Annotated in this window: 15 protein-coding genes and 3 tRNA genes; 12 read left to right on the top strand and 6 right to left on the bottom strand. The window is 73.3% G+C overall.

The window, feature by feature from the left end:
• The first annotated feature begins 33 nt into the window (after positions 1-33).
• Positions 34-948, top strand: coding sequence for a LysR family transcriptional regulator (locus ABD944_RS33790; RefSeq protein WP_345183750.1), 915 nt, complete (start codon positions 34-36; stop codon positions 946-948).
• A 78-nt stretch (positions 949-1,026) separates the two neighbouring features.
• Here the strand turns inward: ABD944_RS33790 and ABD944_RS33785 are convergent, their stop codons facing one another.
• Entirely contained in the window at positions 1,027-1,635 is a 609-nt protein-coding gene (locus tag ABD944_RS33785) for a YceI family protein (protein ID WP_345183748.1), read from the bottom strand.
• A gap of 86 nt (positions 1,636-1,721) precedes the next feature.
• Between ABD944_RS33785 and ABD944_RS33780 the strand changes: the two genes are divergently transcribed.
• The 5 genes from ABD944_RS33780 (at position 1,722) to ABD944_RS33760 (ending at position 3,958) form a co-directional block, all read left to right on the top strand.
• Positions 1,722-2,525, top strand: coding sequence for a universal stress protein (locus ABD944_RS33780; RefSeq protein ID WP_345183735.1), 804 nt, complete (start codon positions 1,722-1,724; stop codon positions 2,523-2,525).
• A gap of 157 nt (positions 2,526-2,682) precedes the next feature.
• Positions 2,683-3,654 (top strand): CHAP domain-containing protein, encoded by a 972-nt coding sequence (locus tag ABD944_RS33775; RefSeq protein ID WP_345183733.1) that lies wholly within the window; start codon positions 2,683-2,685, stop codon positions 3,652-3,654.
• A 42-nt stretch (positions 3,655-3,696) separates the two neighbouring features.
• A tRNA-Gly gene (locus ABD944_RS33770) sits at positions 3,697-3,769 on the top strand.
• Between the two features lie 32 nt (positions 3,770-3,801).
• Positions 3,802-3,872 (top strand) — tRNA-Cys (locus ABD944_RS33765).
• A 14-nt stretch (positions 3,873-3,886) separates the two neighbouring features.
• A tRNA-Val gene (locus tag ABD944_RS33760) sits at positions 3,887-3,958 on the top strand.
• 535 nt (positions 3,959-4,493) lie between these two features.
• Here the strand turns inward: ABD944_RS33760 and ABD944_RS33755 are convergent.
• On the bottom strand, positions 4,494-5,057 hold the full coding sequence (locus tag ABD944_RS33755; RefSeq protein ID WP_345183731.1) for a dihydrofolate reductase family protein: 564 nt from the start codon (positions 5,055-5,057) through the stop codon (positions 4,494-4,496).
• A gap of 127 nt (positions 5,058-5,184) precedes the next feature.
• On the opposite strand from ABD944_RS33755, the gene ABD944_RS33750 reads away from it, so the two are divergent.
• The gene (locus ABD944_RS33750; RefSeq protein ID WP_345183729.1) at positions 5,185-5,931 is read left to right on the top strand and encodes a TetR/AcrR family transcriptional regulator; all 747 of its coding nucleotides are present in this window, start codon (positions 5,185-5,187) and stop codon (positions 5,929-5,931) included.
• A 142-nt stretch (positions 5,932-6,073) separates the two neighbouring features.
• On the opposite strand, the gene ABD944_RS33745 is transcribed toward ABD944_RS33750, so the two are convergent.
• Entirely contained in the window at positions 6,074-8,119 is a 2,046-nt protein-coding gene (locus ABD944_RS33745; protein ID WP_345183727.1) for a right-handed parallel beta-helix repeat-containing protein, read from the bottom strand.
• 193 nt (positions 8,120-8,312) lie between these two features.
• On the opposite strand from ABD944_RS33745, the gene ABD944_RS33740 reads away from it, so the two are divergent.
• Positions 8,313-9,185: a DMT family transporter gene (locus ABD944_RS33740; protein ID WP_345183725.1), complete on the top strand. Its 873-nt coding sequence runs from the start codon at positions 8,313-8,315 to the stop codon at positions 9,183-9,185.
• Between the two features lie 15 nt (positions 9,186-9,200).
• On the opposite strand, the gene ABD944_RS33735 is transcribed toward ABD944_RS33740, so the two are convergent.
• A complete protein-coding gene (locus ABD944_RS33735) occupies positions 9,201-10,181 on the bottom strand; it encodes an NAD(P)-dependent alcohol dehydrogenase (RefSeq protein WP_345183723.1) in 981 nt (326 codons plus the stop codon).
• Between the two features lie 142 nt (positions 10,182-10,323).
• A complete protein-coding gene (locus ABD944_RS33730; RefSeq protein ID WP_345183721.1) occupies positions 10,324-11,034 on the bottom strand; it encodes a TetR/AcrR family transcriptional regulator C-terminal domain-containing protein in 711 nt (236 codons plus the stop codon).
• A 293-nt stretch (positions 11,035-11,327) separates the two neighbouring features.
• On the opposite strand from ABD944_RS33730, the gene ABD944_RS33725 reads away from it, so the two are divergent.
• From ABD944_RS33725 to ABD944_RS33710, 4 genes are read left to right on the top strand one after another with little or no spacing between them, the layout of a single operon-like run.
• The gene (locus ABD944_RS33725) at positions 11,328-13,316 is read left to right on the top strand and encodes a VMAP-C domain-containing protein (protein WP_345183719.1); all 1,989 of its coding nucleotides are present in this window, start codon (positions 11,328-11,330) and stop codon (positions 13,314-13,316) included.
• The gene (locus ABD944_RS33720; protein ID WP_345183717.1) at positions 13,316-14,311 is read left to right on the top strand and encodes an AAA family ATPase; all 996 of its coding nucleotides are present in this window, start codon (positions 13,316-13,318) and stop codon (positions 14,309-14,311) included. Before ABD944_RS33725 ends, ABD944_RS33720 begins: the two co-directional genes overlap by 1 nt.
• Entirely contained in the window at positions 14,308-17,106 is a 2,799-nt protein-coding gene (gene fxsT, locus ABD944_RS33715) for an FxSxx-COOH system tetratricopeptide repeat protein (RefSeq protein ID WP_345183715.1), read from the top strand. Before ABD944_RS33720 ends, fxsT begins: the two co-directional genes overlap by 4 nt.
• On the top strand, positions 17,103-20,669 hold the full coding sequence (locus ABD944_RS33710) for a P-loop NTPase fold protein (RefSeq protein ID WP_345183713.1): 3,567 nt from the start codon (positions 17,103-17,105) through the stop codon (positions 20,667-20,669). Before fxsT ends, ABD944_RS33710 begins: the two co-directional genes overlap by 4 nt.
• On the opposite strand, the gene ABD944_RS33705 is transcribed toward ABD944_RS33710, so the two are convergent.
• Positions 20,666-21,790, bottom strand: a complete 1,125-nt coding sequence (locus tag ABD944_RS33705; RefSeq protein WP_345183711.1) for an NAD(P)/FAD-dependent oxidoreductase — start codon at positions 21,788-21,790, stop codon at positions 20,666-20,668. The genes ABD944_RS33710 and ABD944_RS33705 overlap by 4 nt on opposite strands.
• Between the last annotated feature and the right edge of the window lie 9 nt (positions 21,791-21,799).

Genomic DNA, 21,799 nt, shown 5'->3' with positions numbered 1-21,799 from the left:
AAAGCAAAGCTATGGGTCCGTAGAATCGGGGTCATGGCCGTCTCGCACCGCGTCCCCGACCTCGGCGCCCTCGAACTGCTGCTCGCCGTCGTCCGGCTCGGCAGCGTCGGGCGCGCGGCGGCCGAGGTCGGCGTCACCCAGCCCGCCGCCAGCGCCCGGATCCGCTCGATGGAGCGGCAACTCGGCGTGGCACTGCTCGAACGGTCGCCGCGCGGCTCCCGTCCCACCGAGGAGGGCGCGCTGGTCGCCGAGTGGGCCCGGCAGGTGGTCGCGGCGGCGGAGGCGCTCGACGCGGGGCTCGACGCGCTGCGGGAGCGGCGCGACGGGCGGCTGCGCGTCGTGGCGAGCCTCACGGTCGCCGAGTACCTGATGCCCGGCTGGCTGGTGACCCTCCGGACCGTCCGCCCGGGCGTCGCGGTGACCCTGCGCACCGCCAACTCGACCGTGGTCGCCGAGCAGGTGCGCGGCGGCGGCGCCGACCTCGGGTTCGTCGAGGGGGCACGCACGCCGGCCGGGCTGCACGGCACCGTCGTCGCCACCGACCGGCTCGTCGTCGTGGTCGGCCCGCGGCACCCCTGGGCGCGGCGGCGCTCCGGGGTCCCGGCCGCCGAGCTGGCGCGGACGCCGCTCGTCCTGCGCGAGGAGGGCTCGGGGACGCGCGAGGTCCTGGACCGGGCCCTGGCCGCGCACGGCGGGACGGCGCCGCCGATGCTGCAGCTCGCGTCCACCACCGCGCTGAAGGCGGCGGCCGTCTCCGGAGCCGGGCCGGTCGTGGTGAGCGATCTGGCCGTCGCCGACGAGGTGGCCGCCGGGCGGCTGGTCTGCGTCCCCGTCCCCGAACTGGATCTCGCGCGCCCGCTGCGCGCGGTCTGGCCGGCGGGCCGGCGCCCCGCCGGTCCCGCCCGCGACCTCCTGGGCCTGACCCGCGCCTCCCGCGCCGGCGGCTAGCCGTATTCCGAAGTCCCGGCCCACTTCGCTCGCCTGGCGGCTCGCGACGCGACCGGGCCTGGGCGCTCGGGCCCGCGGTCAGCGGTCGAGCGGGACCTCGGCCCCCGGGCGGGGCGCGTCGGCGGCGGTGAACACGGTCTGGATCTCCAGCGCGATCGCGATCTCGTCGCCGAGCATGACCCTGTCGCCCTGCAGCGGGATGTTGAACTCGATGCCGAAGTCGCGGCGGCTGATGGAGGCGGTCGCGGTGAATCCCGCGCGGACGCCGCCCCACGGGTCGGGGCCCACGCCGTGGAACTCGGTCAGCAGCCGGACCGGACGGGTCACGTTCTTGATCGTCAGGTCGCCGAGCAGGTGGTAGCGGGGGGTGCGGGCGCGGCGGCCGGTCTTGGCACGTTCCACGCCGGTGCCGGCGAAGCTCATCACCGGATGGCGGCGCACGTCGAGGAAGTCGGCGGAGCGGACGTGCTCGTCCCGCTCGGCGCTGCGGGTGTCGATCGATCCCATCCGGATCTCCGCCCGGGCGGTGGACTCCATCGGGTCCTCCCCGATCACGATCTCGCCCTCGAAGTCCGGGAACGAGCCGCGCACCGTCGTCATCAGGTGCCGCACCGAGAAAGTGATCTCGGAGTGGACCGGGTCGATGGCCCAGCGGCCGGCTTCGAGGTCGGGTACCTCGCCACCCATAAATCCCCCAAAAGTCAGATAACTCGGCAAAAGTACCCCAAAACTCACTCTGGTCTGTCCGGGCTCCGAGGGGGAATGCTTCGTACATGATCGGTGAACACGTGCTGGCCGGATACGTCCCCGACGCGGGCGGCCGGGAGGCACTCGACCTCGCCCGCGGGATCGTCGCGCTGACCGGCGGCCGCCTGAGCGTGGCGACCGTCCATCCGCCGGACCTGCCCGCCGCGGCCGGCGAGGCCCGCGCGCTCCTGGACCAGGTGGCCGACCTCCTGGACGGCGAGCCCGCGGACCTGCTCGTCCAGGAGGGCCGCAGTGTCGGGCGCGGCCTGACCGTCCTCGCCAGCCGCATCGGCGCCGACCTGATCGTCGTCGGCTCCCCCGAGGGCGGCGCCCGCGGCCGCATCGGCGTCGGCGCAGCCGCCGACCACCTGCTCCACTCGGCGACCGAGGCCGTGATGCTCGCCCCGTCCGGCCACCGGCCGCCCGACGAGCTGGCCCGGATCACGGTCATGTACGTGCGGCGGCCCCAGTGCGACGAGGCGGTCATCCGCGCTGCCCAGGCCGCCGAGCGGCTGGAGGTGCCGCTCCGGCTGGTCACCCTGGCCATCGGCGACGTCAACCCCGAGCCCCTCCGCGACGACCTCGCCCTCGCCATCCGGCTCGCCCTGGACTCCGCGGAACTGGTCCCCGAGGACGTCACCGCCGAGGTCGCCGAGGGCGACGACGTCGCGGACGCGCTCGAGGACGTGGACTGGCCCGAGGGCGAGCTGCTGGTCTGCGCGTCCAGCGAGGACGCCGCCGCCCACCGCGTCTTCCTGGGCGAGGTGGCGCTCAAGGTCCTGCGCGCGGCGCCCTGTCCGGTCGCCGTCCTCCCGCGAGGCTACTACTGAGTAGTCCCTTATGACCGTTTCCCTGGAAGCGGTTGCCGCCCACCGTTTACCTCGGCTACATTCCGTCGAGATCGGAACGTGACCTTGGACCGGGGCGCGTTCCGTCCCCCGGTCGGGCGCCACCTCGCCCGAACGAGCGAGGCGCGTCAGGAGCGAGATGGACCCGATCGGCAAGAAGCTGCTCGACATCGCCACGAAGGAGCTCGGGTACACCGAGAAGGGCGACGGCTACACCAAGTTCGGCGAGTGGTACCGCAAGAACCTCGACGGCGACCACGACGAGTACTTCTCGACGGCGCCCTGGTGCGACATGTTCCTCGCCTGGGCCGCCGACAAGGCAGACGTCGCCGGCCAGGCCGGGCAGTTCGCCTCCACCATCGACCACGCCAAGTGGTTCAAGAAGAACGACGCCTGGGGCCACGACCCCGAACCCGGCGCCATCGTCTTCTACGACTGGAACGGCTCCGGCGACATCGACCAGATCGACCACGTCGGCATCGTCGAGAAGGTCGACGGCCACACCCTCCACACCATCGAGGGCAACGCCGACGGCTACAAGCTCATGCGCAAGACCCGCGACATGGACTCCGTCGTCGGCTTCGGCTACCCGTCCAAGATCAAGGTCGAGGCCAAGTACACCCCGAAGCACGCCGCGCCCGCCCCCGCCGTCGACCAGGTCGGCGCCCCCGCCGCCACGACGCGCACCCACGAGCAGCAGCAGCACTCCCCCGCCCCCGAGCACGTCCCCGCCCAGGAGGTCGTCCTCGGCGGCATCCTCGCCTTCGTCCTCTGCGGCACCGTGGCCCTCGCGGCCGGACGCGCCGCCGCCGCGAAGGCCCCCACGTCGCCGCCCATCCGCGTCCGCAAGCGCGGCAAGCACCACCGCCCCGCCACCCCGGTCGCCCTCCCCGCCGACGTCACCCCCGCCGACCTCGACGCCGCGGACGCCGGCACCACCGTGATGCCCGCCATCTCCCTCGCCGCCGCCCACGCGGCCGAGGACCGCGAGTTCTGGGGCCGCATCGCCCACCTCGAAGAGGACAGCGAGCTCGACTTCTGGAACACCCTGCACGCCGAGCTCACCGACTCCGCATCCGACCGGTACGCAAGCACTCCAGGATTCCGCTAGAGTTGTTCGTGCGAGCCCGGGGGGCGACCCCCGGACCGGCACGCGGACGTGGCTCAGTTGGTAGAGCATCACCTTGCCAAGGTGAGGGTCGCGGGTTCGAATCCCGTCGTCCGCTCTGAGAGGCCCCCGTCAGGCAGGCCTCGCTCTGGTGGAGTGGCCGAGAGGCGAGGCAACGGCCTGCAAAGCCGTGTACACGGGTTCAAATCCCGTCTCCACCTCGCAGCACACGCAAGGGCGATTAGCTCAGTGGGAGAGCGCTACCTTGACACGGTAGAGGCCACTGGTTCAATCCCAGTATCGCCCACGAGTCGGGTCATCGTGGTCGGCGCCTTTGGCGCCTTCCCCGGTGGCCCGCAATGCTATTCTGGGGGGCGACCCCCAGACCCCCGAGTCGGGCTACCTTGGTCGGCGCTTTGCGCCTTCCCGGTGGCCCGCAATGCTTTTCTGGGGGGCGACCCCCAGACCCCCGATGTGGGGGACTCCGTCCCCCACGCCCCCTGCGTGCGGGCTGAGCTTTCTGGCGCGTCCTCGGGGGTCACTCAGCTGGGCTTCCTGATCTTTCCCTCTCCTCCGCTGGCTGTAGAGCGCTGGGATCACCTGGCAGATCTCGTGGCGTCGGCCATGTTGGCTAGGCCCGAGTCCTTGTGACCACCTCAGCCTCACTGCCAGCCGCTTTCCTTGCGCGCTTACTTTGAAGACTTCGTCCGCGAATGTCGTGATTCACACCTTCGGATCACGGAATCGATCACCGGGCAAAGCAATCGCTCTTCCATCATGACCGAAACCGACCTCAACGTCCCCTGAGCAGTAACGCCCAGCCCGGGGCGTGGCCTATCGGGTCAGCGGCGGACGCGGTAGCGGATGTGGGTGGCCTCGGGCGTGTCGATCACCTGAATGATCTCCAACTCGATCTCCGACGGCAGGACGTCGAACAACCGGCGCCCCGCGCCCAGGAGCACTGGAATGTGGTGGATCTGCACTTCGTCCAGCACTCCGGCCTCGAGGGCCTGCTGCACCGTGTAGGCGCCGCCACGAATCTGGACGTCCCGTTCCCCGGCGGCGGCCTTCGCCTGCGCCATCGCGCTTTCGATCCCGTCGTTCACGTAGGTCACCAGCGGATAGCCCCACCTGGCGGCCGGGCCGGGCGGCCGGTGGCTGGGGACGAAGATCGGGAGACCGCCGTGGGAGCCGCCCCAGTGGTCCATGAGCTCAGCGGTCCGCCGTCCCGCGAGGATCGCGCCGGCCCCGTTCCATTCGTCCTGGAACTGCTTGACCGGCTCGGGATGCCGGTCCGAGTCAGCCCACTTGTGCAGCCGCTCGCCATCGTCGCCGCCGAGGAAGTCGTTGGGATCGGCGATGTACCCGTCGAGGGACATCGACATGTCGAGCACCGATGTGGACACGGCCCACTCCTCGTTTCACGGCGTGGCCCCTCGGCCACCGCCTGCTCCCGGGTCCGGAGATAAACTGTGTCCCCCGAACACTGTGTACGGTAGAGACAGTTTTGGCGGTTGGCAAGCGGGAGGCGACGTGGCGGTCAACGAGGATCCGAGGACCCTGGCGGAGCTGTTGTGGGGCCTGCGGAAGCCGCGCGCCAGAGGCCCCAGGCCCGCCTTCGACCTCGCCCGGCTGGCCGACACCGCCGTCAAGGTCGCCGATGCCGAGGGCCTGGAGGCGGTCTCCATGCACCGCGTCGCCGCCGAGCTCGGCCTCACCAAGATGGCCCTGTACCGCTACGTCAAGGGCAAGACAGAGCTGATGGCCATCATGGTCGAGGCGGCGGTCGGCACACCTCCCGACCTGAGCGGGGCGGCCGGCTGGCGGGCCAAGCTGGAGGAGTACGCCCGCGGGCTGTCCGCCGCCTGGCAGCGCCACCCCTGGCTGCCGTCGGTCACCGTGGGCGACCGTGTCATGGGCCCACGTGAGGCCGCATGGTCCGAAAGAGCCCTCAGCGCCCTCAGCGACACCCCCCTGACCGAACGCGAACGGCTCGACGCGGTCATGACGGTGTCCCATCACATCCGCGCCACCCACCCGGCCGCCACCCAAGGCACTCAGACCTGGACGGACGGCAGCGCCGCCCCCATCATGCGCGAACTGCTCCTCCTCAACGCCGACCGCTTCCCGCTGCTTGCCACCACCGTGGCCATCCCCTCGACCACCACGACCCGGGAGTTCGGCCTCCTCGCCCTCCTCGACGGTCTCGAACGCACCATCTCTCAACGCACTCACAGCAACGGCGACGAACAAACGGCTTCGCGCCCAGATCCTCCGTAAGCGATCTGCCCACCGACGGCCGGATTCCGGCTGGTGCCACTCCCGCGACCCTGTGAACCGGAGTCGAGCAGATGAGCGGGGATGCCGAACCCGATTACCCGGTGCGCCCATGGCGTGACGGCGCGGGGCATGGGCGTGCGGCTCAGCGCTGCGGATGCGGGGTGAAGGCCGCCGCGCGGGCGTAGAGCTTGTACAGCTTGAACTGGCCGGCGAAGGAGAGGCCGCAGGCGTTGTCGAGGACGCGGGTCGCCTTCTCGTTGCTGAGGGTGGTGCCCCGCGCCCCGGGATGGTCGATCTGGCCGCCCATGAACACCTGCATCCTGGTCAGCATGTGGTCGCGCTGGTCGGTGTTCATCCCTTGCCAGGAGTGGCACGTCACCGCCGCGAGCAGCGCGTCGTTGAGCTCCCCCGTCGCGCCGTGGTCGTGGCCGTCGGCGGGCGCGGCCTTCCCGGCGGCCGGGGACTTGAACCAGGGGCACGGGCCGCCGGGCTTCAGGTCGGACATGCAGACGATCAGCTCGGCCTCGTTCTCGAGATTGCCGAGGCCGATGCTCAGCCAGGGGACCTTGCCGTTCAGGCAGTCGGGCAGGTTCTTCGGGGAGCCGGTCGCGTTGCCGTTGGAGTACCAGCAGTTCCCCACGTTGCCGGGGAACGCGTCCCACCAGAAGTCGACGCCGTTGCCGGACATCGTGTTGCCGTGGAACGAGTTGCGGTGGGACGTGGACAGCTTCAGCGGGTCGCAGCCGGTGATGGGGCCGTTTCCGGGCCCGCAGACGAAGGCGTCGGGGACGGCGAACAGCATCGCGCCGCGCCTCTTGTTGTCGCGGAAGCGGTTGTCGCGGACGACGTTGTCGTCGCCGCCCGCGATCCACATGCCGGTGCCGACGGGGACCGGCACCGTCGGCACGACGTCGCTGCCGGGCAGGTAGGGGTTGAAGTTGTTGGAGAAGAAGTCGTTCTTCTCGATCAGGTCGCCCTGCTGCGGGAAGCCGGGGTGTCCCGCCGCGGTGAACACGTCGGTCGTGAAGCCGAGGGCGTTGCCGTAGAAGTTGTTGTGGTGCAGCCAGGTGCCGCTGCCGTCGGTGCCGGAGTAGCCGCTGGTGTTGTGGTGGGAGTCGCAGTAGCGGATCTCCTGGCTGTAGCGCGCCGTCGGATAGAACTTCGGGTCGCGGCCGGCCGAGGTCTTGGCGCCCGACCCCGGGTAGAGGCCGGAGTCGCCGTTGCCCGCCGCCTCGCAGTTCTGCATCACGCCGTGGTCCTCGACGAAGGTGAGCACGCCGTACTCGCCCGCGTAGAAGGTCTTGAAGCGGTCGAGCAGGTACCCGTTGCTCTCCAGCACATAGATGTCGTGCTCCTCGGCGTGCCGGACGGTCACGTTCCGCAGGACGAAGCCGTCGGCCCGGTCGGCGCGGATCCCCACGTCCTTCGCCGAGCGGCGCGGGCCGCCGTTGCCCGACGAGGGGTCGCCGGCCTCCACCACCACGTCGTCCGCGCTGACGCCGGACCCTTCGAGCTGGAGGTTGCAGCGCACGCACGCGCCCCGGTTGGGGATGCCGTGCCGGTCGACCAGCGGCGGGTCCGGGTCCTTGCCTGAGCCGGGCGAGCGACCCAGGACGGCGATGAGGTTGGCGTCGTTCTGGCACATGTACTCGCCGAGGTAGGAATAGGCCCCCGTGGTCAGCTTGTACGGGTCGCACGCCTTGTCGTGGGTGGGCTTCGCGCGGGAGGTGGGCTCGGTGTAGACGCCCGGCAGGACCACGACACGGTCGTTGTTGCCCGAGGCGGTCACCGCGGGCTGGATCTCGCCGTACCGGCACCGCGCGGCCAGCGCCCGGTTGATCCGCGTGAGCTCCCGCGCCTCCGCGGCGCCGAACCGCCGGTGGTCGTGCGGCCGGATGTCGTAGCCCGACTTCCGCGCCCGCCTGATCGAGGCCTCCAGCCGCTTGAGCGAGTCGGGGCGGCACACCACGCGGGTCGTGCTGCCCTTGGTCGTCGCGAGCGACGAGGCCAGGCTCCTGGCCTTGGGCACCGCGCCGCCCGCGCACGGGCTGACCGAGCAGTCCGGGCCGGGCAGCGGCCAGTACGAGGGCCGCTCGATGTGCGCGTCCGCGCTCACCATCAGCCCGAGGACCAGCGCGGACGCCGTGGCGACGACCAACCAGAGCCTGCCGAGAAACCGTCTGCCCATCAGCCAACCTCGTCCCGAACGCCTGCTCGGCCTGCGGACCACGAAATTTGAACGAAATTCACGTTCAATCTAGCGACGATGCGGGCCGCTTCAAGGTCCACAACCGGTCACCGCGGCCTCTGGGGCGGCGCGAGTACGATGGCGCCGCACTGCCCAGGGTCCACCGGCGCGAAGGATGGGGGAAGGTCTCCTCGTGAACGGCTGGGCCCTCTCGCTCGTCCTCGTCGCCGCCGTCGTGCACGCGTTCTGGAACTTCTCCGCGAAGCGGGTCGGCGACGGAGGGGCGCCGTTCGTCTTCCTCTACTACACCGTTTCGGCCATCGTGTTCGCCCCGGCGGCGCTGGTCTTCCTGGCGGTGACCCCGCAGCGTCCGCAGTGGACATGGCTGCTCGCGGCGCTGGTGACCGCGATCCTGCACGTGGCGTACGGGATCGTGCTGCAGCGCGGGTACGCCGTCGGCGACCTGTCGGTGGTCTATCCCCTGGCCAGGGGCACCGGGCCGCTGCTGTCGGTGCTGGTGGCGGTCCTCTTCCTCGGCGAGAAGCCCGGCCTGCCCGGGCTGGTCGGCGCGCTCCTGGTGATCGTCGGCATCCTGGTCGTCAGCGGCGGCGCACCGGCGGAGGGAGGCGCCTCGCCGGCGCGCCGGCGCGCGGGCGTCCTCTACGGCGTGCTGACCGGTGTCGTGATCGCCGGCTACACGCTGTGGGACGCGCATTCGGTCACGGGGCTGGCGGTCCCGCCGCTGGTCTACTTCGGCTCCGGCGCGCTCGCCCAGAGCCTGATCCTCGCGCCGTACGCGTTGCGGGACAGGGCGCGGGTCGGCCGCCTGTGGCGCGACCACCGGCGCGAAGTGCTCATCATCGGCCTGCTGTCGCCGGTGGCGTACCTGCTCGTGCTCTTCGCGCTCCGGATCGCGCCGGTCAGCCTGGTCGCTCCCGCCCGCGAACTGAGCATCGTGCTCGGCGGACTGGCCGCGTGGCGGGTCCTGGGCGAGGCGAACGCCGTCCGCCGCCTGGCGGGCTCGGCCGTGGTGCTGGCCGGGATCGCCGCCATCGCGATGGCCTGACCTCCGCGGCGGCGGTCAGAAGGCGATGGCGACCTTGCCCCGGGCGCGGCCGCGCTCGATGTAGCGGAGGGCCTCGGGGAGTTCCGCGAACGGGTAGGTCCGGTCGATGACGGGCGTGACCCGCTCCTCCTCCATCAGTTCGGCCAGGAACCGCAGGTCCGCGGCGTTGGGCCGCCAGCCGACGTGGTCGATGCGCTGGCGGACGAAGGGAGAGGCCAGGGCGCCCCGGACGATCTGCCCCGCGGGGCCGAGCAACCCGCCGCGCGGCGAGGCGATGCCGCCCACGATCACCAGCGTGCCGCGGGACGTCAGGCAGCGCCGCAGTTCGGCGAACGGCCGGTCGCCTACGATGTCCATGAGCAGGTCGTACCGTCCTTTCCGCTGCGTGAAGTCCTCACGGGTGTAGTCCACGACATGGTCCGCGCCCAGGGAGCGGACCAGTTCGAGGTTGCGGGTGCTGCACACGCCGGTGACCTCGGCTCCGAACGCCTTGGCGAGCTGGACGGCGAACGTCCCGACGCCGCCGGAGGCGCCGTTGACGAGGACCCGCTGCCCGGCGGAGATCCTGCCCGTGTCCCGCAGTCCCTGCAACGCGGTGTGCGCGGCCATCGACACCGACGCCGCCTGCTCGAAGGTGAGGCGGGCCGGCTTGACCGCCAGCCGGTCCCGCGGAACGGCGGCGGCCTCGGCGAACGAGCCGAGGCGGACCTCTCCAAAGACCTCGTCACCGGGGCGCAGCCCCGTCACCGCGGGGCCCGTCCGCTCCACGACTCCGGCGAGGTCGGCGCCGAGGACGAGGCCCGGCCTCGGCCGCCGCAGGCCGCAGCTGAGCCGGACCAGCTTCGGGTCGGCCCGCAGGTGGCGCCAGTCGTAGGGGTTGACGGCCGCCGCCCGCACCCGCACGAGCACCTCGTCGGGGCCGATGGCGGGTTCGCCGACGTCCTTCAGGGCCAGCACGTCGGGCGGGCCGTAGCGGTCCCAGGTCCAGGCCTTCATGGCGGCCCTGGGGTGCGCGGGGGCGGGGGAAGCGTCCGTCGTACGCCGTAAGGTTCTCATACGCCGTAAGGTAATCGTACGGCGTAAGGCAGTCAAGGGGCGCGGCGTGGCGGACTTCCGGCGGGCAGCGTCCGGTAAGGGGTCAGGCGCCGGCGGCTCGGCGCCGCTCCAGCCCTTCGAGGATCAGGTCGAGGGCGAACTCGAACTCGAACTGGTCGTCGCAGAAGCCCAGGGTGCCGTCCGGATCGTCGTGGACGGCGTCCGCGAGCATCCCGGCGAGGTGGGGGAACCGGCCGGCCATCTGCTCCATCACCGCGGGGTCGCCGGCTGCCTGGGCCTCGCCGGGCTGGAACAGCTCCTGAGCGAACCCGAGGGCCCGGCTGCCCAGGACGTGCAGCGCGCGGTGGGACAGGTCGTACGAGAGACCGCCCGCCCGGAGGAGCCCGACGACCTGGTCGTAGTACGCGATGACGAACGGGTTCACGGTGCTGCGGGCGCCGAGCAGCCCCGGGGCCCAGCGGTGGCGGAGCAGGACGGCCCGGGCGGCCAGGATCCGCGCGCGCAGCGCCGCCCGCCAGTCCCGCTCGGGGGGCGGGGCGTCGGCCTTCTCCACCGCCTCCATGATCTCGTCGAGGACCACCTCGACCACGCCGTCGAGGACGGCCTCCTTGTTGGCGACGTGGTGGTACAGCGACATCGCCTCGACCCCGACCTCCTGCGCGAGCCGGCGCATGGTGAGCGCCTCGAGGCCGTCGCGGTCGGCGAGGCGCACGGCCGCCCGCAGCACCCGCCCGCGGCTCAGCGGGACGCGCGGCCGCTCGGCCGCCTCGTCGGCGCCGGTCCGTGAACTCATGGATCTTCCTCCCGACGCACCCTACCCGTACACGGTAAGTCTCCCGCAGGCGCGTCCCGTGCCGGCCGGCATCCGACACCCCCGTTCCGGTCGCACCCATCGGCTATTCTTTGCCACCCCGAAAAAGGGTCGACAAATGTCGGAGGTTGACGTTTTATTCGCTGCCGTGGGTTCTGAAGTGCCCGCCTGCCCGAACGCTTCCCGAAAAGGCTCTGAGCATTCGCCCAACTCCATGGCGAGAAAGCGGAGCCGTCCGAAATAATGGCGTTCCTGACGGCTCAAGGCGGTGAGCGGTGGGCGGACCGGCCCTCGGCGGGAGCAGGGCGCCGTGGCTCGCGCGCGTGCTGGACCCGCGGGACAACGTCACCGGGACGGCGTTCCTGATCAGCGACCGCCTGGCGTTGACCTGCGCTCATCTGATCGGCTCGCCGGGCCGGGCGGCGGTGGTCCCGCTGGAGCTGCCGGCGCTCGGCCAGAAGCGCGCGGCCGAGGTGCTGCCCGGCGGCTGGTTCCCGCCGGCGGGCGACGGGCGGGGCGACGTGGTGGTCCTCAGCCTGCTCGGTCCTCCGGTGAACTGCGACCCGCTGCCGGCCGTGCGGACCGCCGACGACTTCGGGGCCACGGTGCGGATCTGCGGCTTTCCTTCCGATGGTGACGAGATGATGTGGGTCTCGGCGCGGGCCACGGGCTCCCGGACGCTCGGCGTCGACCTGCCCGTGGCGCCGGGGTTCAGCGGGGCGCCCGTCCTGTCGGCCGAGGCCGGCGAAGTCCTCGGCATGGTGACGTCGGCCTCGATGGCGGCGGAGCGGGAGGTGCGGATGCTCCCGGTGCGGGACATCGCGGACCTGTGGCCGCCGCTGGCGGACGGGGCGGCGAGACCCCGTCACGACGACGGGGCCCTGTCACTGGCCGACCTCGGCGTCCTGGTCGACGCGCTCGCGGCCGTGCCCGGCCTCTCCGAGCCCCGCATCCGGTCGGTGTACGCCGACATGCTGGAAGAGCGCCTGGGCTCGCGTCCCCGGATCGGCCTGGCGGACGCCACCCGCAGGGAGCTGTGGGGCCTGGCGCGATGGTGCGCCGGGCTCGGCGGGGGGCTGCACGCGCTGCTGGAGGTGATCAGGACCTTCCACCCGGCGAGCGCGGAGGCCGACCTGCTCACCCGCCAGATCGAGCGCCTGGTGCCGCCGCCCCTGCTCACCGGCGCGGAACGGCGGGAGCTTCTCGAACTGGTGCCGCTGGTCCGCGGGGCGGAGGAGCTCCAGCCCTCGGGCGCCGGACGGTTCGCGTCCCGGCTCGGCCCGGGGGAAGGCCTCGCCGACCTGGTGCACCGGCTGGAGGACGCCACCGCGCCGCCGGACGGAGTGCCGCCGCTGCTGGACTTCGTGTCCCGGCTGGCCGCGGACGAGACGTCCGCCCTCGGCCCGGCACTGCGCGACTGGACCGTCCGGGTCGCGCGGCGCATCGGCCTCCCCCTGGAGCAGGTGCGGGCCGCACCGGCGCCCCGGGAGCTCACCGCCGGCAGGAGCCACTCCTACCTGACGATCCAGCTCGAAGAGGACGGCCTGGACGCCCACCGGTTCCTGACCACCGTGTCGCTCCATCCGGAGGAAGGGCCGCCGGTGCCGCTCCTCGTCTCGGACGAGCCGAGGACGCTGGAGCAGACCGAAGCGCAGATCCGCGCCCTGCTCCCCGAGGCCAGGGCCCGGCTCTCGCCCCCCTCCGACGAACTGGTGATCGAGTTCATCCTGCCGGCGGCCCTGCTCGGCGCCCCGGTCGACCAGTGGCGGCTGGATCCCGGCACCCCGTCGGAGCCGCCCATCGGCGCGCGGTTCCCGATCGTGGTCCGCAGCCTCGACCGCATGCGCGCCCACGGAGGCCGGCCGGGCGGGTCCCGCCCGCGCCGGCCGGACCCGGACCCGGTCGTGGCGGCGGTGCTCCTGGAGGCCGCCCAGCGAGATCTTCCGAAGGCGGCGGGGCACCCGGTCGTCCTCCTCACGGGCGGCCGCCGGCAACTCCGTCTGGCACTCGCGGCGGGGCTGCCGGTCGTCTTCTGGTCGAGCGGCGACCCCGCGTCCGACGAGGCGGACGAGCTCCAGAGGTCGCTGGAGGGCAGGCGGCTCGCCGACCTGCCCGAGGCGATCCGCGATCTCCAGCGGGACGGTTACGAGGCGTCCGGCGACCTCCCCCACCGATTAGTGCTGATCTGGGACGACCCCGCACGGTTCCCGAGCGATCGGCCGGACCCCTTACACGTCCCCGACCGTGCAGAGGAGACATCCTGATGGCCCAGCCCGACCCCTACGGCGGGGGGTACGTCTACCAGGGCACCGGCGAACCCCATGACGGGATCGACAGACTGCCGGCGCCGCCGCCCTGGTCGGTGTTCGACGACGGTCCGGTCACCTACGAGGTGCCGGAGGGCGTGCGCCGGGCGCAGCGGGCGCAGTCGTACCGGGCGGACGACATGACCGTGCAGATGGTGAACGCCGCCCTCCTGCTGCGGCGCCCGCTCCTCGTCACCGGAAGTCCGGGCAGCGGCAAGTCGAGCCTCGCCTACAGCATCGCCTACGAGCTGAAGCTCGGCCCCGTCATCCGCTGGCCGGTCACGCGCGGATCGACCCTGCGCTCCGCGCTCTACTCCTACGACGCCATCGGCCGCCTCCAGGAGGCCTCCACGCCCGCCGGCCTCGGTCCGCCGTCCCAGAGGATCGGGGACTTCATCCGCCTCGGCCCGCTGGGCACCGCCCTGCTGCCGACCCGGCGCCCCCGGGTGCTGCTGATCGACGAGTTCGACAACAGCGACTTCGACCTCCCCAGCGAACTGCTGGCGGTGCTGGAAGAGGGCGAGTTCATGATCCCGGAACTGATGCGGGGGGCCGGGGCGGACCGGCTGGAGGCGGAGGTCGTGACCGAGGACGGCCGGCCCGCCGTGGTGCGCGGCGGCCGCGTCCGGTGCCGCCACCTCCCGATGATCGTCGTGACGAGCAGCGGCGAGCGCGAGTTCCCTCCCCGCTTCCTGCGGCGGTGCCTGCGCCTGGACGTCGCCCGGCCCGAAGCCGAGCGGCTGCTCTCGATCGTCACGGCCCATCTCGGGACCGAGTTCACGGCGCGCGGCATCAAGCTGATCGAGGAGTTCCTCAACGGCCGCGACCGGGCCGACCTCGGGGTCGACCAGCTGCTGAACGCGATCTTCCTGACCGCGTCATGGGCGGCCCCGGACGCCGAGCGGCTCGCCGAGACCCTGCTGCGGAGCGCGGAGGCCGGCGAGCTCCCATGATCGAGCGGCTGTTCGGCGAACTCGGCGCCCTCGGCCTGACGGGCCGGGAGGTGGCCGACGCGCTGTGGCTGGCCGCGCACATGCGGGTCGATCACCGTCCCGCTCCGGCTCCCGCCGTCCGGTACGGGGTGTACGAGCCGGATCTGGCGACGATGCCGCGCCCCGCCGATCTCGCGAGGGCGCTCAGGCCGCTGCGCGACGGCCGGGCCACGGCCGCGACGCCGCGGGACGGGGAGGTCCTCGCGCCGGGCGGGCGCGGCCTGCTCCCGCCCGTGGACGCGCCCCGCCGGGACCACCGGACCGAGCTCGTCCTCGTCGTCGACACCGGCGAGTCCATGGACGTCTGGCGCCCGGTCGCCCGCGCGCTGCGGACGATGCTGGGGCAGCTCGGGGCGTTCGGCGCCGTCCGCGTCTGGACGGTCGACTCCGATCAGAGGGCGGGCGGGGACCCGCCGGTCCTGGGCACCGGGGCCGGGGCGCGGGGGCGGCGGCCCGGCGAGGTCGTCACGCCCTCGGGACGGCAGCTGGTCCTCGTGCTGAGCGACTGCGTGGGGGCCGCCTGGCGCTCGGGCGCGATGGCGCGGCTGCTGGCGCGGTGGGGGCGCAGCCAGCCGACCGCGATCGTGCAGATGCTGCCGCAGCGGCTGTGGCGGCGGACGGCCCTGCGGCTCACGCGGGTCCGCTGGCGGTGCGGGTCCCCGCCGGGCACGCCCAACGACCGGCTGGTCTGGCAGGACCGGGCCGACGCCCGGCAGCCGGGCGGCGTGCCGGTCCCCGTTCTGGAGTTCCAGCCCCGCTGGTTCGGGTCCTGGGCGACCGTCGTCTCCGGGGAGGGCACCGGATGGGCGCACGGCGTGGCCTACGTGATCGGCTCCGACGACCTGGCGGAAGCGCGTGAGGAGCCCGGCGCGGAGGACGGTCCAGCGGATCCCGCCCGCGACGCGCCGTCCGCCTCCGAGCGCGTGCTGGCCTTCCTCGCCTCCGCGTCCCCCGAAGCGCTGAGCCTTGCCGGCTACCTCGCGGCCGCGCCCCTGTCCCTTCCGACCATGCGGCTCGTCCAGCGCGAGATGGCGCCGCACACCCAGACCGGGCACCTCGCCGAGTTCCTGCTGAGCGGGCTCATCCTTCGCGTCTCGGACACTCCGGACTGTGCCGAGTACGACTTCCGGCCCGGCGTCCGCGACCTCCTGCTCGCCCGCCTGACGCGCACCGAGGCCATGCGCGTCCTCGGCGTCGTCTCGGACGCGCTCAGTTCGCAGCGGCCCGGCCTCGCCCCCGCCCGCCCGACGGGCGAGGAGGCCGGGCCGGGATCCCGGGCGCGCGTCAGCCAGACGGTGCTGCGAAGCGTCGTGCGCCCCCTCCCCGTCCGCACGCCGGACACGGCGCGCGTGGCGGAGCCGCCATCGACCGGACGACCGCCTCCCCTGCCCCATCGCCCGCCCCGGTCGCCGGCCGTGTGGGGCGCCGTCCCCGGCAGGAACCCCGACTTCACCGGACGCCGGAGCACGCTGGAGGAACTGCGCGGCGCACTCCACGTCGGCGGCGGCGGTTCGCCGCTCCCCTTCACCCTGTTCGGGATGGGCGGGGTGGGCAAGACGCAGCTCGCCATCGAGTACGCGCACCGGCACGCCCACGACTACGACCTGGTCTGGTGGGTGCCCGCCCAACAGCCCGCCACCGTGCGCGCCTCCCTGACCGAGCTCGCCCACCGCCTCGGACTGGCCGGGCCGGACGACGCCGGGGAACCCTGGTCCCGGGCGCTCGCCGCCCTGCGCCGGGGCGAGCCTCACGCGCGCTGGCTGCTGGTCTTCGACAACGCCGGGCAGCCGGGCGAGCTGGGAGAGCTGATGCCGCAGGGCTCCGGGCACCTGATCGTCACCTCGCGCAACCCGGTCTGGGCGCTGCAGAGCGGAGCGGTGGACGTGGGCACGCTCACCGTCGAGGAGAGCGTCACCCTGCTCCACCGCCTCCTGCGGGGCCGCCGGCGGCTCTCGGACGCCGACGCGGAGCGGATGGCCGAGGCCGCCGGGTGGCTGCCGATCGCCCTCGTGCAGGCGGCCCGGTGGCGGGCCATGACGGGAATGCCGATCGAGGAGCATCTGCGGCGCTTCGACGACCTGCTGCCGTCCATGCTGTCCGACGACCTCCCGGCGGGCTACCCGGTCCGGCTGTACGCGACCTGGCAGATGGCCATCGACCGGCTCCGCGAGGAGGACCCGTCCGCGGTGGCGTTGCTGGAGCTGTGCTCGATGTTCGCCCCGGAGCCGATCCCGCTGGCCCTGCTGTCCGGCGGCGGCGCCCGCGGCCTCCCCGGCCCGTACGCGCCGCTCCTCGGGGACGCGGCGGCCTTCAACGTCGCCCTCCGGAGGCTCGGCCGCTTCGCGCTCGTCCGGATCGACACCGACCGCGAGACCGTGGAGGTCCACCGGCTGATCCAGACGATCGTGCGCCGCAAGGAGGCGCTGCCGGAGCTGCGCCGGGTCAACGTCGGCCACGCCGCACACCTGCTCCTGCACCGGTACGCGCCGGAGGACCCGGCCGATCCGGCGGGCTGGGGCCGTTTCAAGGACATCCAGCCGCATCTGCTGCCGTCGGAGGTCTACGACTGCCATCTGCCGGAGGTCCGGCATCTGGTCGTCCTGCAGATGCGTTACCTGGCGGCCGGCGGCGACCGGCGCAGCGCGCGGGAACTCGCCGAGCTGGCCCGGCAGCGGTGGACCGGCCTGTACGGGGACGACGACCCCGGCCAGCGAGCCGTCCGGGAGTACCTCGCCATGCGGGAAGGTGCGCGTTGAGCGCGGCGGGGTCCCCTTCGGACCGGCCCGCCGTCATCGCCGAGTTCACCGCCGAGCTGGAACGCGTGCGCAGGGCCGCCGGTGATCCTTCCTGGCAGGGCCTGAGCGAGGTCATCTTCTCGCATGGCGGTGTGGAGATCCCGGAGCGTGCCATCGCCGACACGCTCACGAGCAAGTCGGTCCCCTCCTGGGAGTTCGTGGCGAACTTCGTGAACGCCTGCCAGGTCTACGCCGAACGCATCGGCGTCACCGATGACGACCTGTTCGACCTCGAACGGTGGCGCGCCCGCTACGAGGACCTCCGCCGGAACCTGACACAAGAGCCGAGTCAGCCGGAGCCCTCCTCGACCGAGCCGGGCGAGGAGCCCGCCGCCCCTTCCTCGCTGCCGCCGGAACCCGTGAACCTGGCGGGCCGAGAAGATGAGCTCCACCGTCTGGTGTCCAGAGTGGAGGCCGCCTTCCTTGACGGTGCCGCTCAAACGCCCATCCTCATCGGCGGGATGGGCGGTGTCGGCAAGACGGCGCTGGCCATCAGGGCGGCGCATTACCTGACCTCCTATTTCCCGGACGGAAGCCACTTCGTCGCGTTCCATGCGGAGGACGGTGAGCAGAACTCGATCGCAGAAACTTTGGACGACCTCCTGGCGAGAATAGGCACGCCCGCAGGCGACATCCCCTCCACGCTCCCGGAGCAGTACCGCCTGCTTCGCGACCAGCTGGAGTCCCGGCGCCTGCTGCTCGTTCTCGACGACGTCCCGGATCCCGAGATCGTCAAGCGGCTCACCGACGGCGAGGGCCCGGCACGGTCACTGGTGATCGCGACCACGCGGAAGTCCGTTCGTGCGCGCTCCTGGGCAGAGACGCTGGATCTCTCGACGCTGGACGAACCCGCGGCGCTGGAACTGCTGAGGATGGTCGCGGGGACGGAGCGGATCGCGGCCGAGCCGGAGGCGGCGGCGGAGATCGTGAGACTCTGCGACGCGCTGCCACTGGCGCTCATGATCGTGGCGGGCCGTCTCAGCACCCACCCGGACTGGTCCGTGGCAGACCTCGCGGTCCGGCTGCGCACCGCCAGGGCCGACGCGGGCACGGCCGGCAGGGCCGCCTTCGACGGCGCCTACCAGGATCTGGGGGAAACGGCCGCGCGGGTGCTCCGCACGCTGGGGCTCGTGGACGACCACGAGCCGGAGGAGGTTCCGCTGCGGTTGATCTCCTTTCTCGCCGCAGAAATGGACCCCGGCGAGATCTCCCAGGCCGTCCAGCGGCTCACGCGGTCCGCACTGGCCGAGACCTCCCCGGACGGGGAGAAGGTCCGCGTCCACCGCCTCGTGCGCGCGTACGCCCGTGAGCGGGCGGAGGCCGAGGACCCGCCCGTGGAGGTCGCGGCGATCCGCGAGCGCGCGCGCCGCTTCTTCCTGCTGGACCGCGGCTACCAGTCCCGGCCCGAGCCGCTGATCGCCACGGACCTCTGGACGCTGCGCGACCGCCTCGACCACTCCCATCTCGTCGAGGCGATCGCGGCGTTCCTGCGCCATCCCCAGACCGGTCCCCCGTTGACCATCGGCCTGAAGGCCCCCTGGGGCGCGGGCAAGACGTCGCTGATGCGCATGCTCCAGAACGAACTGGACCCGCGGGACGGCGGCCGCCCGTGCCGCGTCAGGCTGGACGGCCCGTCCCGCGCGAGGCTGCGACGGTTCCGCCCGCGCCGGTGGCCGCGGGGACGCGGCGCCGCCGAGGACGACGGCGTCACCAACCGGGAGGTCCTGCGGCAGGCGAACGCCCCCGCCGCGCCCGCGCCGCTGAACGTGACGCTCGCCGAGGACGCGCCGCTGGACCGGGACGCCTGGCGCCCCACGGTCTGGTTCAACCCCTGGATGTACCAGAACGGGGAGCAGGTCTGGGCGGGGCTCGCCCACGAGATCATCACGCAGGTCACCGAGCGGCTCCCCGCCGCCGACCGGGAGCGGTTCTGGCTGCGGCTCAACCTCGCGCGCGTCGACCGCGGCGTCGTCCGGCGGCGCGCGTACCGGCTGGTGGCCGAGCGGCTGCTGCCGCTCCTCGCGGTCTGGGCGGTCGCGGTGGTGGTGATCCTGGCCGGGCTTGCCGTCGGCCGGCTCGCCGGGCCGGTGCGCGGCCTGCTCGACGACGCCGTCGCCCCGCTGATCGGCGGCGGGACGCTCGCGCTGCTCGGGGCCGGCGTGTGGCGGACGCTGGCGTTCCTCGGCGGGACCGCCGCCGGCCCGTTCAGCGCGCTGGTGCGCAAGCCGGATCTCCTCGGTGGCGGCCACCGCCTTCTGGCCGGTGAGATGAAGGCCGGTTTCGACAAGCTGGTGCCCGACCCCGGCTACGCGGGAAGGCTGGGCTTCCTGCACCTGATACAGACCGACATGAAGCGGGTGCTGGACCTCATCGCCACGGAGGAGCGGCCGCTGGTGGTGTTCGTGGACGACCTGGACCGGTGCTCCCCCGGCACGGTCACCCAGGTCATCGAGGCCATCAACCTGTTCCTCGCCGGGGAGTTCCGGCACTGCGTCTTCGTCCTCGGCATGGAGCCCGGCGTGGTGGCGGCCCATGTGGAGGCGGCCTACCAGGATCTGGCCAGGGCCCAGCGCGACGGGAGGCTCGCGGGCGACTGGTCCACGCTCGGCTGGCGCTTCCTGGAGAAGATCGTCCAGTTGCCGCTGAGCGTCCCGGGGCCCGGCGAGGCGTTCGACGGCTACCTGCGCTCCCTGACCGAGCCGCCCGCGCCCCGGGGCGGAGCGCGGACCGCCGCGCCCCCGCCGGAGCGGCCGGTGTCCCGGCGGCGCCGCGGCCCGCTCAGGCGCTCGCCCTCCGCCCCTGCTCCGCCCGCCCCCGCTCCGCCCGCCGCCGGTCCACCCCGGCGGATGCCCGAGGGCGCGCCGCCGCCCGACGGCGGGGACAACGCCGGGGAACGGCCGGACCCGCGGGTCGTCGCCGAGATCGAGGCCGGGATACGGGCCCGGCGCCCGACGCCGCAGACCCTCCGGGAGACGGCGCTCGCGGTCCAGGCGGAGGTGCTCGGGCTGCCCGCGCCGCTGCGCCCGGCCGCCCTGACCGCGGCGAGCCGCGTCGTCTCCGACCTCTACAGCGACACCGACGCCTACTCCGCGCTGTCGGGCGTGATGGCGGTCCTGCCGTCCCGCAACCCGCGGGAGATCAAGCGCTTCGTCAACCTGTTCCGCTTCTACAGCTTCATCGCCGAGCGGCAGCGGCTGCTGGGCGTCGCGGTGCCGTCCCAGAGCCAGATCGCCAAGCTGGCCGCGTTCGCGATCCGCTGGCCCCATGTCGTGAGCCTGCTCGGCGCGGCCGGCCCCGGCCACCCCCTGGTGGAGCTGGAGAAGGCCGCCCGCGACGACGACGACGCCTGGCGGACCGCGCTCGCCGAGGCGTTCCCGGTCTTCAAGGCGCAGGAGCCGTCGCCGGAGTCGCCGAGCCCGGCGCCCGCCGCCCCGTCCGAGCCGCCGCCGGGCTGGGGCGACGACCTGCGCGCCTTCCTCACGACCGGCGAGCAGATCGGCGAGGTCGCGGCCCGGTACCTCTAGGGGTGAGGGGCCGCGCGGTTCGGGCGGTAGGGGGCGAGCGCTCCGGACGGCCGGCCGGCGATCTCCTCGGCGATCAGGGCGGCGAGGTGGGGGGCGAGGGTGATGCCGCTGTGGGTGACGGCGGTGTACAGGCCGGGGCGCTGGAAGCCGACGAGGGGGTAGCCGTCCACCGGCAGCGGGCGGACGCAGCGCCGCACTTCGGCGACCTGCGCGGTGAGGGCGGGGACGAGGGCACGCGCGCGGGCGAGCAGCTCGTCGCCGACCGCCCGGACGTGCGCCGGGGAGGCCGTCTCGTCGGTTCCGGCGTCCAGGTCGTCGGCTTCCAGGACCAGTCCCCCGGTGGCGGCGGGGCGGGCGGACAGGCCGGGGGCGTGGACGAGTCCGTTGAGGACGCCCTCTGCCGCCGAGGTGGTGGCGACGAGGCACGGGGCGGCCGAACCGGGCTCGGACGGGTCGACCAGCGGGAGGGCGGCCCCGGCGGTGGCCAGCAGCGCGGGGCTGTGCCGGCCCGCCGCGCAGACCGTGAGGTCTGCGTCCAGGTCGCGGCCGTCGTCGAGCCGCACGCCGGTCACGCGGTCGCCGTCCGTGTTGAGGCGGACCGTCCGGCGGGCCGCCACCAGGTCGGCGCCGGAGTCGCGGGCGCGCCGGACCAGGGCCCGCGCGGCGGGGCCTCCGTGCAGGTGGGCCTCGCCGGGGTAGTGCGCGATGAGCGCGTCCGGTGGAGCGGCGACGTGCGGTTCCAGCTCGCGGAGGCGGTGGGAAGTGATCAGTTCGGCGGCGTAGCCGAGGCCGGAGAGGCGGGCGACCCGGTCGGCCAGCCGCTCCTTCGCGCCGTCGGCGGCCGCCCAGGTGACGTTGCCCGACGGCCGGTACCAGGCCGGGGCGCCGAACCCGGCCGCCAGGTCGCGCCAGGCGGACATCGCCGCCGTCCGGAACCGGTGGTAGGCCGGGTCCGCGGGGTCGTTGGCGTTGATCCAGGCGTAGCTCGTGCCGGACGTCCCGGCGCCGGGCCCCTCCGCCTCCACCACGGTGACGCGAGCGGGGGCGCCGGGCGCGGGGCGGGTGAGCCGGTCCGCCAGCGCGGCGCCGATGATCCCTGCTCCCACGACCAGGACGCGCATGCCCCCAGG

Origin of the sequence: Actinomadura verrucosospora, from assembly GCF_039540335.1 — a bacterium.
GTDB classification, from domain to species: domain Bacteria; phylum Actinomycetota; class Actinomycetes; order Streptosporangiales; family Streptosporangiaceae; genus Spirillospora; species Spirillospora verrucosospora.
The sequence above is the reverse complement of the archived record's forward strand: the minus strand, read 5'-3'. Positions and strand labels throughout refer to the sequence as shown.

What these genes read in the sequence shown, in the direction of transcription:
- fxsT (WP_345183715.1), top strand. Translation starts at nt 14,308, where the DNA reads ATGATCGAGCGGCTGTTCGGCGAACTCGGCGCCCTCGGCCTGACGGGC.
- ABD944_RS33720 (WP_345183717.1), top strand. Translation starts at nt 13,316, where the DNA reads ATGGCCCAGCCCGACCCCTACGGCGGGGGGTACGTCTACCAGGGCACC.
- ABD944_RS33785 (WP_345183748.1), bottom strand. Translation starts at nt 1,635, where the DNA reads ATGGGTGGCGAGGTACCCGACCTCGAAGCCGGCCGCTGGGCCATCGAC.
- ABD944_RS33780 (WP_345183735.1), top strand. Translation starts at nt 1,722, where the DNA reads ATGATCGGTGAACACGTGCTGGCCGGATACGTCCCCGACGCGGGCGGC.
- ABD944_RS33730 (WP_345183721.1), bottom strand. Translation starts at nt 11,034, where the DNA reads ATGAGTTCACGGACCGGCGCCGACGAGGCGGCCGAGCGGCCGCGCGTC.
- ABD944_RS33705 (WP_345183711.1), bottom strand. Translation starts at nt 21,790, where the DNA reads ATGCGCGTCCTGGTCGTGGGAGCAGGGATCATCGGCGCCGCGCTGGCG.
- ABD944_RS33790 (WP_345183750.1), top strand. Translation starts at nt 34, where the DNA reads ATGGCCGTCTCGCACCGCGTCCCCGACCTCGGCGCCCTCGAACTGCTG.
- ABD944_RS33735 (WP_345183723.1), bottom strand. Translation starts at nt 10,181, where the DNA reads ATGAAGGCCTGGACCTGGGACCGCTACGGCCCGCCCGACGTGCTGGCC.
- ABD944_RS33745 (WP_345183727.1), bottom strand. Translation starts at nt 8,119, where the DNA reads ATGGGCAGACGGTTTCTCGGCAGGCTCTGGTTGGTCGTCGCCACGGCG.
- ABD944_RS33775 (WP_345183733.1), top strand. Translation starts at nt 2,683, where the DNA reads ATGGACCCGATCGGCAAGAAGCTGCTCGACATCGCCACGAAGGAGCTC.